Source organism: Halocatena pleomorpha, from assembly GCF_003862495.1.
In the GTDB taxonomy this organism is placed as follows: domain Archaea; phylum Halobacteriota; class Halobacteria; order Halobacteriales; family Haloarculaceae; genus Halocatena; species Halocatena pleomorpha.
On the sequence record NZ_RRCH01000045.1, the window covers coordinates 1 to 13,752 of the forward strand.

12 protein-coding genes are annotated in these 13,752 nt (G+C 60.0%); 8 read left to right on the forward strand and 4 right to left on the reverse strand.

The genetic code is table 11. From position 1 onward, the window contains the following. From gltB to EIK79_RS17015, 4 genes are all read left to right on the forward strand, one after another. Nucleotides 1–4,188, forward strand: a 4,188-nt coding sequence (gene gltB, locus EIK79_RS17000) for a glutamate synthase large subunit (RefSeq protein WP_124956860.1), incomplete at its 5' end; no start/stop codon positions are given. Between the two features lie 485 nt (nt 4,189–4,673). Further along, nucleotides 4,674–5,534 (forward strand): cytochrome c oxidase subunit 3, encoded by an 861-nt coding sequence (locus tag EIK79_RS17005; RefSeq protein WP_124956913.1) that lies wholly within the window; start codon nt 4,674–4,676, stop codon nt 5,532–5,534. 275 nt (nt 5,535–5,809) lie between these two features. After that, nucleotides 5,810–6,832, forward strand: coding sequence for a mechanosensitive ion channel (locus EIK79_RS17010; RefSeq protein WP_233738246.1), 1,023 nt, complete (start codon nt 5,810–5,812; stop codon nt 6,830–6,832). A gap of 95 nt (nt 6,833–6,927) precedes the next feature. Further along, a complete protein-coding gene (locus tag EIK79_RS17015) occupies nt 6,928–7,398 on the forward strand; it encodes a DUF5797 family protein (protein ID WP_124956864.1) in 471 nt (156 codons plus the stop codon). 23 nt (nt 7,399–7,421) lie between these two features. On the opposite strand, the gene EIK79_RS17020 is transcribed toward EIK79_RS17015, so the two are convergent. From EIK79_RS17020 to EIK79_RS17030, 3 genes are all read right to left on the reverse strand, one after another. Further along, the gene (locus tag EIK79_RS17020) at nt 7,422–8,483 is read right to left on the reverse strand and encodes a DUF5787 family protein (protein WP_233738248.1); all 1,062 of its coding nucleotides are present in this window, start codon (nt 8,481–8,483) and stop codon (nt 7,422–7,424) included. Nucleotides 8,484–8,568: 85 nt separating this feature from the next. Beyond that, a complete protein-coding gene (locus EIK79_RS17025; RefSeq protein ID WP_124956868.1) occupies nt 8,569–9,003 on the reverse strand; it encodes a bis(5'-nucleosyl)-tetraphosphatase in 435 nt (144 codons plus the stop codon). 305 nt (nt 9,004–9,308) lie between these two features. Then, nucleotides 9,309–9,710, reverse strand: a complete 402-nt coding sequence (locus EIK79_RS17030) for a universal stress protein (RefSeq protein WP_124956870.1) — start codon at nt 9,708–9,710, stop codon at nt 9,309–9,311. 69 nt (nt 9,711–9,779) lie between these two features. Between EIK79_RS17030 and EIK79_RS17035 the strand changes: the two genes are divergently transcribed. The 4 genes from EIK79_RS17035 (at nt 9,780) to EIK79_RS17050 (ending at nt 12,923) form a co-directional block, all read left to right on the forward strand. Then, nucleotides 9,780–10,205 carry a universal stress protein gene (locus EIK79_RS17035; protein ID WP_124956872.1) on the forward strand — a complete coding sequence of 142 codons (426 nt, stop codon included), beginning with the start codon at nt 9,780–9,782 and terminating at the stop codon, nt 10,203–10,205. A gap of 48 nt (nt 10,206–10,253) precedes the next feature. Continuing rightward, nucleotides 10,254–11,471, forward strand: a complete 1,218-nt coding sequence (locus EIK79_RS17040; RefSeq protein ID WP_124956874.1) for a DHH family phosphoesterase — start codon at nt 10,254–10,256, stop codon at nt 11,469–11,471. A 91-nt stretch (nt 11,472–11,562) separates the two neighbouring features. After that, nucleotides 11,563–12,330 (forward strand): nucleotide-binding protein, encoded by a 768-nt coding sequence (locus EIK79_RS17045; protein WP_124956877.1) that lies wholly within the window; start codon nt 11,563–11,565, stop codon nt 12,328–12,330. Then, nucleotides 12,327–12,923 carry a hypothetical protein gene (locus tag EIK79_RS17050; RefSeq protein WP_124956879.1) on the forward strand — a complete coding sequence of 199 codons (597 nt, stop codon included), beginning with the start codon at nt 12,327–12,329 and terminating at the stop codon, nt 12,921–12,923. Before EIK79_RS17045 ends, EIK79_RS17050 begins: the two co-directional genes overlap by 4 nt. Nucleotides 12,924–12,953: 30 nt before the next feature. Here the strand turns inward: EIK79_RS17050 and EIK79_RS17055 are convergent, their stop codons facing one another. Further along, the gene (locus EIK79_RS17055) at nt 12,954–13,628 is read right to left on the reverse strand and encodes a helix-turn-helix domain-containing protein (protein ID WP_124956881.1); all 675 of its coding nucleotides are present in this window, start codon (nt 13,626–13,628) and stop codon (nt 12,954–12,956) included. Between the last annotated feature and the right edge of the window lie 124 nt (nt 13,629–13,752).

Genomic DNA, 13,752 nt, shown 5'->3' on the forward strand with positions numbered 1-13,752 from the left:
GGTCTCGGACGAACTGCACTCGAAGGAGAGCCTGATGTCCAGCAGGTCGTGGTCGCGCCGTCCGACGGTTGTGACGCGGAAACGTTCGATCGCCGGCTGTACGTCGGGCGTCGCGCGGTCGAAACCGAGATCGAGAGCGCGCAACTGGACGACACCGGTCAGTTTTATATCTGCTCGCTCGACCGGAAGACGCTGGTGTACAAGGGGCTACTCACGGCCGAACAGCTCGCTGACTACTATCCGGACCTCCGCGACGAACGGCTGAAATCGACGTTTGCAATGGTGCACGCACGGTTTTCGACGAATACACTCGGTGCGTGGCACCTCGCACACCCCTACCGGACAGTGATCCACAACGGCGAGTTCAACACCATACAGGGTAACATCAACTGGATGCGTGCGCGAGAGAACGATCTCGCACACGAGGCGTTCAGTGAGGAACGCCGTTCCGCAGACACTGTAAGCGGTGACAGCGACGAGCCGCAAACGAAGCTCGACGCGCTGAAACCGGTCATCAACGACGCCGAGCAGTCCGACACCGCAAGCGTCGACAACGCGCTCGAACTCCTCATGAAAACCGGCCGGGATCTCCCACACGCGCTCCGGATGTTGATCCCGGAAGCGTGGCGCGGCGACGCAACGGGGGTCGAACAGCACCGCAAGGACTGGTATGACTTTCACGCCTCACTCATCGAGCCGTGGGACGGTCCCGCGTTGGTTGCTGCGACCGACGGCGAGCGCGTCGGGGCGGTGCTGGATCGCAACGGTCTCAGGCCGTGTCGGTACGACGTACTCGAAGACAACACGCTCCTCATGGCCAGCGAAGTCGGGGCGCTTGCGGCCCAACACGACGCGAGCAACATCCGCAAGCGGGGCCGCCTCCAACCGGGACAGCTGTTTCTCGCTGATCCCGAGGAGGGCCGCGTCGTCCCCGATAACGCGGTGTTCGAGGACCTCCTCGATGAGAAGTATGGCCGGTGGGTTGAAAACGAACAGCAGCAACTCGACGCGCTCGCAGACGACCAGACAGATGTCCGCGAACCGGTCGGGGAACTTCGCTCCAAGCAGGCGCTGTACGGCTACACGCACGACGAACTCGACCATCTGATCGAGCCGATGGCCCGCGACGGGAAGGACCCAGTCGGATCGATGGGCGACGACACTCCGCTGCCGGTGCTCAGCGAGTACAATCGACCGCTGGCGTCGTATTTCAAGCAGTTGTTCGCACAGGTGACGAATCCGCCGCTGGATTACATCCGCGAGGAACTTGTCACGTCAATGGAGTGTCGACTCGGCAATCAGCGCAATCTACTCGATGAATCCCCGGCCCACGCCCGCCAGCTCGTGCTGGAGTCACCACTTCTCACCGACAGGGAGCTGGCAACGATCACCGAACTCGACGGGCAACTCTCCAGTGCTGTCGTCGATATCACGTATCCAGCCACCGGTGATCTCGAAACGGCGATGGAGAACGCGCGATCGCGGGCCGCAGAGCTCGCGGACGACCACGATGTGCTCGTGTTGTCCGACCGAGACGCCGGTCCGGAGCGACTGCCGATTCCGAGCCTGCTCGCCACGGCTGGCGTCCACCATCATCTGGTCCGGACGGGCCAGCGCAACCGTGTCGGGCTGGTCGTCGAATCCGGTGATCCGCGCACAGTCCATCAGATGGCAACGCTCATCGGCTACGGAGCAGGAGCCGTCAATCCGTACCTCGCGTTCCAGACGATTGAGGAGATCGTCGCCGGACCGGACGGAGCCGACACTGAGACAGCCATCGACGCGTATCTCGGCGCGCTCGAAGATGGCTTGCTGAAGACGATGGCGAAAATGGGCATCTCGACCGTCGAGAGCTACCGCGGGGCGCAGATCTTCGAAGCGGTCGGATTAGATTCCTCATTTGTCGCGGAGTATTTCGAGGGCACGACGGCCAGAACAGGCGGCATCGGTCTTGCAGAGCTCGAAGCCGACCTTCGACAGCGACACGCGAGCGCGTTCCCCGATGCTACCGACACGGACGCTGATCTCGAACGACAAGGCATCTTCGAGAACCGGTCTGACGGCGTGTACCACCAGTGGAATCCCCAAACTGTCGGGACGCTCCAGAAGGCTGTCAGGCAGGGCGACTACGACCAGTATCAGGAGTTCGCGAGCACGATCAACGACCAGAACGAACGCCTCCAAACGCTCCGTGGGCTGTTGGCGTTCGACTCCGACCGCGATCCCGTTCCGATCGAGGAGGTCGAACCGGTTTCGGAGATCGTCACTCGGTTTTCGACGGCGGCGATGAGCCTCGGATCGCTCTCGCCGGAAGCTCACGAGAACAACGCCATTGCGATGAATCGGTTGGGCGGGAAATCCAACACCGGTGAAGGCGGAGAGCCACCCGAACGGTTCGACACCGAACGGGAGTGCAACGTCAAACAGGTGGCGTCCGGTCGGTTCGGTGTGACGAGTCAGTACCTCGCCGCGGCTGAGGAACTCCAGATCAAAATGGCACAGGGATCGAAACCCGGAGAGGGCGGCCATCTCCCCGGCAGAAAGGTCAACGAGATGATCGCTAACGTCCGGTGTTCGACGCCAGGCGTCGGTCTCATTTCCCCGCCGCCGCTCCACGATATCTACTCCATCGAAGATCTCAAACAGCTGATTCACGACCTCAAAACGGCTAGCCCCGAGGCGGACATCAACGTGAAACTCGTCTCGGAAGCAGGGATCGGGACCATTGCCGCCGGGGTAGCCAAGGCTAACGCCGACGTGGTCCATATCTCCGGGCATTCGGGCGGGACCGGTGCGTCGCCAAAAACGTCGATCAAAAACGCTGGCCTGCCGTGGGAGCTGGGGCTCGCGGAAGCGAACCAGATGCTCCGGCACACAGATCTCCGTTCGCGCATCAGGGTCACTGTGGACGGTGGGATGAAAACCGGCCGCGATGTCGCGATTGCCGCGCTGCTTGGGGGCGAAGAGTACGTGTTCGGAACAGCGAGTCTCGTCACGTCTGGCTGTGTGATGGCGCGTCAGTGTCACGAAAACACCTGTCCGGTCGGCGTCGCCACCCAAGATGAGGATCTACGGAAACGGTTCCCAGGACAACCCCAGCATGTCATCAACTACATGACGTTCATCGCTGAGGAACTGCGCGAGATCATGGCTGAACTCGGCTTTCGTTCTCTTGCGGAGATGATCGGCCGCGTGGAGTGTCTCACCCAATGCGAGGATGTCACCCACGAGAAGGCCCAACAGCTCGATCTCTCGGCAGTGCTCGCACCCACACCGGGTGCCCGAACGAAATCGGTCGAGCAGTCGCATGATCTCGATACGGCACTCGATCACGAACTCATTGCTGAGGCAGCCCCCGCGTTGGACCGGGCGGAGCCGGTAGCCATCGACGCCGACATCAACAACACCCACCGCGCGGTAGGGGCGATGCTCTCCAATCGCATCTCGAAGGAGTACGGCGGCGATGGATTACCCGACGACACCATTGCGATCGATTTCGACGGCGTTGCGGGCCAGAGCTTCGGCGCGTTTCTCACGTCGGGCGTGACGATGGCGCTCACCGGAACAGCAAACGACTACGTTGGGAAGGGACTCTCCGGTGGGAAGCTCCTCGTTCGGACGCCCGAGGAAGCCCCCTACGAACCCGAAGATAACACCCTCATCGGCAACGTCGCGTTGTACGGCGCGACCGACGGTGAACTGTACGTTAACGGCATGGCTGGTGAACGGTTTGCCGTGCGCAACTCCGGCGTGAAAGCCGTCGTCGAAAGCGTCGGTGACCACGGCTGTGAGTACATGACCGGTGGCGTCGTTGCCGTCCTCGGAGAAACCGGCCGGAACTTCGCCGCCGGAATGTCCGGCGGAATCGCGTACGTCCTCGACCGCGACGGCGACTTCGAGGATCGCGCCAACCACGGTATGATCTCGACGACGCGCGATCTCGATCCCGAAGACGAGAAAATGGTGCGCCGGCTGATCGAAAACCACGTCACCTACACCGACAGCGATCGTGGCCGGTACATCCTTGATCACTGGGACGAGGAACTGACCCACTTCGTGAAGGTGATGCCCGACGCGTACGCCGACATCATCACTGAACGGGAAAGCGAGGACGTGAGACACGACCTCCCCGAAAGCCCCTCATATGCTGTCAGTGATTCGACCGCTCTCTGGGGCGGGGCCGACTAACGCGTCTCCACGACGGACCAGAATCCAGCCACAGCTACGCTCAGCACCATCTGAATGCTGATTGCTTACCATCTACGTATCACAATCATTTATCTTTATATTATCAATAATAGCAATATTTTTACCCGTGGAGGTGATGAATATGTGATGAAGCGCGTGAGCGCTCCGGGAGGAACATTCCAGGTCAGATCAGCCAGATCAGATCACAATGACACACGCTAGTGGGGTAGAAAGGTCGGAACGGACCTTGCCCCGCGTTGTCTACTTCGTGCATTCAGCGGTTCATGGTCAGTGGTTCAGGAGGTTGGTGCCCCTCTCTGGGCTATTGGTTTACTGGATTCTTACCTATTACCTATTATTCATTTTGGTGGAGTTTGAAAGCGACGGCTCTCGACGCTTCTTGATTCACAGTTCGGACGCCGGGCTCCGGGTAGCCAGCGTTTGGGAGGCTTTTTGCCGTCGCGGTTGCAAGCGGGGATATGGCAATGGAGACAACGGATGATCACGGTGACCAGCACCACCACCTGCCAGCGACGGAGGACTGGCCTCGTGGCTTTGGGGAAGCAAGCTGGTGGCCGTTCATCGCCGCACTCGGTGGAGCCGGTCTCTACATAGGGGCTGGACTGTTCCTCCTCAGCAACGGTGATGAACCACTCGTCGGTCCGCTCGCCGGTCCGGCCGTATTCATCGCAAGCACGTTCCTCTTCCTCGCCGGTCTCTATGGATGGTTGTACCACGCGTTCGTCACCGACTTTTGGAGCGGGGAGGTAGCCGAATCGAGCGTTCGCGGACTCCGGATGGGGATGTTACTGTTCCTCGGCAGTGAGATCGCAACGTTCGGCGCTGGCTTCGTCTATTACTTCTTCGTCCGTGCGGGCGGTAGTTGGGCGGGCGCACACGTACCGGAGGGATTACTCGGCGCACTCGTACTCGGCAATACGGCAATCCTAGTCGTGAGCAGTATCACGCTCCATTTCGCGCACCTCTCGCTGTTGCGCGGCAATCGATCTCGGTTCCTCCAGCTACTCGGACTGACGCTGGCATTAGGGATCATCTTCATCGGCGGACAGGTGTATGAGTACTACGAGTTCATCGTCCACGAAGGATTCACGCTCACCGAAGGCGTCTTCGCGAGCGCCTTCTTCGGTCTCACGGGACTGCACGGACTCCACGTCTCACTTGGTGGCGTCCTGTTGGGAATCATCTTCGTTCGGGCGCTGTACGGCCAGTACTCCGCGGAACGCCACATCTCAGTCAGCACTGTCTCGATGTACTGGCACTTCGTCGACGCCGTCTGGATCTTCCTTGTTATCGTTATCTACGCCGGCTCGGTCGTCAACCTGTGAACGGACGGTTTCTGACTGTACTCCCTTCTGCGCGAATCGCCCTCACGACCGCCACCGACAGTACTCTCACCCCATAATAATTGTGCTAATATAGTTGACGAAATGTAGAGAAGCATCTATCTACCATCGTATCTAACACGAACGAACACCACCTTTCATTACTGAGAACATCAAACACCATCTGTGATGTATTCCGTCGGAAAGCGCGTCAAACGTCGTATTTCAGCGGATAATCCTCGACAATGACACCAAACACACAATACATAACGAGAGAAATGTTCCAATTGAGAGATAGAAACGTGTTAGGAGACATACTATCACAGATAATATCATATATTCCACAGCTGATTGCAGCACTCATTGTATTACTCGTGGGATGGATCGTCGGCCGTCTATTGGGGCGGATCGTGACCACGGTGCTTAAAAAGGCAGACGTTGAGCGATTCGTTCCGGGAGGAGACGGAGACGGCCGGGACGGGACCGACGGTGGCGGTGTGGGACTCGCGCGTGGTCTCGGCAAACTGGTGAAATACTACGTGTACTTCATTGCCGTGTTGGCCGCCGCGGAGATCCTCGCCATCCCGATGCTCACGGAGTTGCTCTCGGATGTCGGTGCGTACCTTCCGGTCATTCTGGCCGCAGTGGTGATTCTTCTTGTCGGGTTCATTATCGGGCGTGTTCTTGAGGATATCATTGCGGATCTCATCGGTGGGCTGGGATTCGATATGCACCTTACGGGAACGCCACTCGAACGGCTCACCGAACGGCGTGGCATCGGTGGCCTTATCGGACAGCTCGTGGCGCTGTACGTGTACTTCATCGCGTTGGTGGCAGCCGCAGACACCCTCAACATCTCGGTCCTCTCGAACCTGTTGAACACCATCACGGTGTACATTCCACAGCTCATCGGCGGAGCGGCGGTGTTGTTGGTCGGGATCTGGATCGGTGACTGGCTCGGAACACAAGTCGCAGAGACGGACCACAGCAAGCTGACTGACTACGTCGGTATCGGGGTGAAGGTGATCGTGTACTACCTCGTGATCACGATGGCGTTACAGACAGCGGGATTCAACGCGTCGATCCTGAACACGCTGTTCGTTATTGCGATGGCTGCGTTGTTCGGGTCGCTTGCGATCGCGTTCATCATCGCTGCCGGCGTCGGTGGCGCGCTCGGATCGAAGGATTACATCGCGGACAACATCGCTGATTGGATGCGGAACGCTCGTCAGTCCATGTCGTTCGAAGACGAGGGGTCGGATACGTCGGGAGAGTCGGGCTTCGAGCCGCCGAGCGACTAAGACCCGCGCTCAATTCCTCGCTAGTTGATCGTTCTCCCCGGCATCATTGTTCGGTGTCGCAATCTGGATGTATCTCACGCGCGTAGCTGTGGGTAGTGACACTCTCTGAGAAAGCGAAAGAGCGGCTCACGGATGTCGTGGAACTGCAACCAACGAAAAACAAGGAACTGCAGGAACGCTGGGGGATCGACAGCGGGAGCGAGATCCATCAGTATCTCGAATCGGAGCTCAAAGAGTACTACTACCGGGATGAGAGCAGCTTAATTCGTGCGACACCGGAGGCAGCCGAGCTGGTCGGGATCGACACCGATGAGACGACGCTCAGCGTCCCACCACTACAAGCGCAGATCATCGACATCATTGCGGGTCCTGACGAGGAGCCGGAAAGCGTCGTTTCGGTGCTCCACGCGGTGCAAGAGACGGAAGCTGATCCGACGGCGGATGAGGTCCGTTCGAGTCTTCGGAAGCTTCAGGATCGGGGCGTCGTCGAGGTGGTACAGACGACCGTTCCGACGTTCCGACTCGCCGTCGAGCACGAGGAGATCTCCGTCGACGTGATCGAGTGACGCCTCGACAGCGACAGGGGCGATCACTCTCCGAGACCAATGCGGTGGCGGCGTCGCTGCTCGTCGAGGAGTCGTTTGATGGCGGCACCCGGACCACCCGCAAGCGGCCAGCCGCGAGTCCGCCAATTGGGTGGTTCCGGTTCGAAGGATGGACAACGGCCGGAGCACTCCGCAGACGATTGTGAACACGCGTTGGCACCACACCACGGGAGGACATCGCCGTCGATCGACCGGAGCGAAAACCACCGGCAATCCGGACGCATCGAATCGACGTACGAACGCCATCCGCGTTCGTAGGCTCGTTCAGCGATTTCGAGTCGTTTGGTGGCTTTCCACTCCGGATCGGCGTACTCGAACCGCGCCACCGATAGATCTGACTCGTTGTCCGCGGATCGGTCGAGAATGCGGGTTCCGACAGCCGTTCGGTCGAGCGACCGAGGGTGCCACACCACGCTCGCGTCGGTCCCCCTGTCCGTCGATGCTCGGTCATCGTCGGTTGCCACAGTGAGAATGCCGGTCTCAACAGGGAGCTGTTCGAGCAACGCCGGTTCGACCGTCTCCCCGGTTGCTCGGGTTGCGACCCACACCGCGTCAGCGAGTGCGAGCGCAACGTCGTGTTGGAGCTGTTCGGTGAGCGTTCGGGCGGCACTCGCGTCGAGATCGGGCTTGTTCTCGATCGCTACGATCCGGTCGACCCAGTCGGGATACTCCCACTTGCGCCGGATCTCGACGCGGTTTCCCCGTCGTCTCGTTTCGAGAATGCCGCGGTCCGTGGCGGTGTGGATCGCGTCCCGAACGTATCGCCACGGATAGCTAGGCTCAGGAAGCACATCCCGGTAGTATGCCCATTCCGTCGGCGCGTTCCGAACCACACGCAACAGATCACCGTCAAGACGGTCAGCTCCGAATCGCGCCCGTTCAGCGAGCCGGCGGCGATCGGTTTCGATGACGATCGTGTCCCATCGACGGTGGTTCGTGCCGAGCTGTCGGGCGATGAGCACACACTTGTCGCTACTGTCGCCGGTGGGCGGCCAGTGGCGCTCGGCCCACTGACAAACACGAAGCTCGAACGTGAACTCGGTCACGGTCGGGCACACTCCGGCTCGATCAGGAATCCGTGTTTCGGTCCGACATCACCGCCCGTGATGGAGGGGTGTCGGACGAGACGTTTCAGAAATGTCCGTACAGCCCCCCGTTGTCGAGAAACGAGTGGGCGTGTTTGAGGACTGATCGCGGCCCTTTCTGAGTCAGGGTGTTAACCGCTTGTTCGTAATCGCGCCACTGCAGATCGTTGTGTTCCGAGGAGAGTTCTGCAGTCGCCTGAAACGACTTCGCAATGAACAGGTGAACCGTTTTGTGGATCGTCGAACTCCCCGCCTGGAAAACGTAGTCGTAGTCCTCGCGGAAGCCATCAACGAGTCTGATGTCGTCGATACCAGCTTCTTCCTCAATTTCACGAATGGCCGTCTGCTGTAACTCCTCTGTTCCCTCAACGCCGCCCTTTGGGAACTCCCAATCGCCGGTGCGGCTTTTGAGAAGCAGATACTCTCGACGGCCACGTGTATCACGGAACAAGATTGCTCCGGCGCTCGTGGCCTCAATCATGCATACTGATACTCTATCCGGAGTTAAGAGAATGTCGGCCTGTCTGTTTCTTCTCGGATTGATATAACATATCATGATAAGATACGATCACGTCATCACTGTCAGCTAGTTAGTGAGCGTTCTATCCGATCGAACAGGCGGCAGCCACCGGTTCACTCCATCAGTACGCCGGTCGTTGAGTACTATCTATCTATTTCCACATACGTCAAATCGAGCGTGATGACAGATGTAGTGTTTGATGGCGTCGGTCGTGTTGGAGTACCGGCTGTGTGGGTAGATCGTACAGACACCGAGACTCAAAGAGATCACACTGAGAGGACGGGAGCAGTAGCGTACTGGACGACGTAGTCAGCGGCTTGACCGAGTGCGTTCGGTGCACGGTCGCGCGGAAGGACGATGAAGTCGGCTCCGATGTCGTTGCTCGCGTCCAAAACGACGCTGCCAGGATGGTGTGTGAGATGCTCGGTCGAGAAGCCGTAAATGATCGAGTGTGAGAGCGAAATAGCAACCTCACCGATGACTGTCTGGGTCGCCTCCATGAGCTGTTGACTCAGGGCGTCGGCGTCGATGTCGGTCGCGTCGTGGTCGAGAACGTACAGCATGTGAATTCCTGCGTCGTACTGTTCTGCGATCGCAACCGCGGGCGCAATCACCTGTGGCACGGTATCGGTTTCAGCGATCGGAACCAGCACGGTGTCGATCTCCATACGTAGAATCTCACACAGCGGGCAGAAAAACCCACGGAGTACTTGATTGGGCGGACAGTAGTCGATGACATGTTCGAGACGGTGGTCGTCGCAACGGACGGGAGTGAGTCCACTGAGCGAGCGGTCGAGGCGTCGTTCGATCTGTCAGACCGGTTCGACGCGGAGCTGCACGCGCTCACTGTCGTTGAATCGAACAGCGCGGCGGCCCACAACAGGGCACAAGAGCTACTCCGCGATCTCGCTGACCGAGCCGACAGAACGGTTACTACCGTCATTGAAGACGGTGCACCAGCCACCGCCATCAGTTCCTACGCGACGCGGATTGACGCCGACGTAGTCATTATGGGGATTCGAGGACGAGACGGTCCATACCGCTACCACCTCGGAAGCGTGGCCGAAACGGTCGTGTATGAGTGTCCGGTGCCCGTGCTGACGGTCCATCACCTCGATGGTGGAGTCGACGAAGAAACGGAAACAGGAACGGAAACGGAGTAAGCAGGTCGAAACCACGGGGTTCATTGGCTCCTATCACCTCTGCGTTGTATGAACGAGTCGCTTATCGACGCCGATCAGCTTCCGCTCGCACGGAAGTCCCTCCTCCCCGGAACCGGGTTCTTCGTCTCCGATTCGGATGAGGATGAACCGAGTTCCGAGCGGATCGAGGCGCTCACACGAGCCGAAGCGGTCGTTATTGCCGACAGCGACGCTGACGGACTCGGGTGTGCGTCGCTCATTCGAGCCCACCATGACGACGCGCTCACAGCCGATGTCGATCCGACGATGGCGGCGCACGAACTGCCCGACCACGACGTTGCGATCATCCCCGCCGCGCCCCACAGCCTCACCGACGCCCAAGAGCAAGTCATCGAATACGCGTCAGAGGGTGTGACGGTCTACGTCTGTGATCTCTGTCCGGACCGCGACAGCGACATCGAACCGCTGTCGGAACTGGTCGACCACGCCGACAGCGTGCACTGGTTCGATCACCATCAGTGGACCACGGAGTACGAGCGCCGCGTTCAGGCGGCAGGCGTCGATCTCGTTGTCGGTGACTCAGAAACGGAGTGCTCGACCGACGTTGCGCTCAACAGTCTCGATGAGACGTTTTCGCCGCAGTTCCAAACGCTGGCAGCAGTCACGCGCGATCACGATCTGTGGCTGCGCGAGGATCCACGGAGCGACGACCTCGCGGATTTTGCCCAGTGGATCGCTCCGGAGATCTACGTCGCGACCGTTCGCCACCACGGCGTCGACTTCCCCGACGCCGTCGACGCGTACATCACTCGCCGTCGGGTGGAAAAAGAACGACTCATCGAGAAGGCCGTCGAACGCGCCGAGCTGCGCGAGCTGACCGTTCCGGTCGCTAGTGGCGGATCACCAGACAAAACTGATCCGGCTGAAACGGAAGACGATGAGACCGAGGACACCACGCTCACAGTCGGTCTGACGTACGGTCGCTGTTCACAAAACGAGGTCGCAGAAGCGCTCCGGGAACAGGGCGCGGACGCGGCGGTCGTCGTCAAGCCCAGCGGCCCAGTGAGTATCCGAGGGACGGAGACGTTCGCCCGGTGTCACGAGGTCGCAAAAGCGGTCGGGGGGGGCGGCCATCCGAAAGCCGCGGGCTGTAAACCCGACATCTACGACGACATGCTCGATTACGCCCATCACTGGACGACTCGGGGTGCGATCGCCAAACGGTTGATCATTGATGCGTTCCGGTCGCTTCCATCAGAACTCCCCGACGACGACGCCACCGCCTAACGCCAGCGGGCGTACACCAGAGCGGTGTCGAGTAAGAAACAGGATGAGCCGCACGAGGACTTATATGTGAAGCGCCGGCGAAACTGTGCCAATGGTCGAAGCGTTCGCCGTCGCAAGCGGGAAAGGTGGCGTTGGCAAGACGACGAGCACGCTCGCGCTCGGAATGGCGCTGGCCAAAGAGTACGACGTTACAGTCGTCGACGCCGACACGGGGATGGCGAACATCCTGTTTCACACCGGCTTGGCCGACGCGGATACGACGTTACACGACGTGCTTCGAGACGATGCCACAGTGTTCGAGGCGGCGTACAACCGGTTTGGGCTGCGCGTCGTACCGTGCGGAACGAGCTTAGCGGGGTTTCGGGACGCCGATCCTACTCGGTTGCGCAACGCAGTCGCTGCACTCGCACGCGACACGGACGTACTGTTGCTCGATTCGGCTGCCGCCTTAGGGAGCAAAGGCGCGGTGTTGCCCGTCGTGCTCGCAGACCGCGTAATCGTGGTGGTCGAGCCGACGATTCCATCGGTATCGGACGCGCTGAAGGTACAGGAGTACGCCACCTCGTACGGAACGGGCGTTGCGGGCGTCCTGTTCAACCGCGTTCGAGACGACGACGCCATCGACGCCATCGAAGAGAAAGTGACCCGGTATTTCACCGGACCGGTGCTCGGCTCGGTCCCTGAAAGCCCATCGCCCCGGTCGGCGCGACGGGCCAGCGAACCGCTGTTGGCCCACGCCCCTGACTCGGTTGCTGCACACGCCTATCGGGAGGCCGCGCTGGCGCTCGACGTACAAACCGGCGACTCGGAGACCGTCGCCGATCGGTTTCGGAGCGCGGTCATCCCTGATCGGCCATGACGGAGTTGGTTCTCCCTCAAGGGAGACTCCTCCGGTCGCGTGTGGTGTCCGACGTTCACACCGTGTTACTCGCGGCGCTCGATCGGTCCCTGACTGGCTACGCTGTCGTCGTGCCCAGTCGGACCAACGCGGCCGGAAACGGGGCGTTCACATTCGATCAAGGGGTTCCGGTGCTCGTCTATCACGCCGGTACTGACACCGGTGGTGAACGCGCACTCGCCGCCTTCAAGGACGTTGGACCGTGCCGGATCGATCTGTACGCGCTGTCACGGGAGCGACTCCGATCCATCCACGACGGCTCGACCCTGTCCGTCCCACCGGCGTTGCCAGCGACGTATCTCACTGGCGATCGAACGCTCACCGTTCGGACGCGCAAGCGAGCGGCGCGACGGAGTGACACCGACATCGATACTGATTCGACTGGAGACGACACCACGCCACCAGCTGACCACGACGCCGTAACGGCGTTCCTTGCGGACGCCGACCGGATCGAAACGCTCCGGGAACAGGCGCGAGACGAGGCGAGACAGCGCGCCAAGGAGTGGGATCTCGACGAGCAGTTGGTTGACAACGAGGACGGCGTTCGATCGTGAAGCGAGACAGTAGCCCTGCGACCACAGCGATCAGTTGGATCGGATACTGAACTGGGGCGAACCGTTGATGAGCAGCGTCTCTTTGATGAGCATCTCATGACCACGTCGGAGCCGTTCGGACAGCGCCTGGTGTGAGATGCCCAGTTCCGTGGCGAGTTCCTCGAGATCCACCTCCCGAGGAACGTCGAAATAACCCGACTCGCACGCGATCGTCAACGCGTCGAACTGTTCCTCCGTGAGACCGTACTGCCCGATGACTTCCTCAGACAGCTCACGGATGCGCTCAACGCTGAACGAAATCCGGTGGCGCTCACAGAACTCGTTTGTTTCCGCCAGCTCGCTGCGGTGTGGATACATGATCCGGAGCGTCCACTGCTCGCTGTTGCCGGCAGCGTCTAACACCGTCGCGTTCGTGCTTGTGAGTATCTGGAGAACGAGCCGCACCTGCCTGATCCACTCCATCCGATACAGCCCCTCGTTCCCGAGCGACGCCAGACACTCGAACGCGTCGACACTGTGGTCCCGTTCGAACCCCCGCTCAACCGTCTCACGATCGACACCCCGCACCCAGAGCAACGGCAGCACGGTCCCGGCTCCGGTCTCGATTATCTGCTCACACTCAAACGTCGCGTCCGGCGCAACGGAGAGGGTTTCGCTGAGTGCGAAATCCGACGCCGGCAAGGTTACCCACACGACAGTCACCATTGATGACACGTATTCGGAGGAATGTACTAAATCTTCCTCATTCTACATTAAGCGTTGTATTATCCGGAATTGGACGACCGTTGTCGGGAAACGAGTGATCGCCGCTCCAGTGATCGTCCCTTAT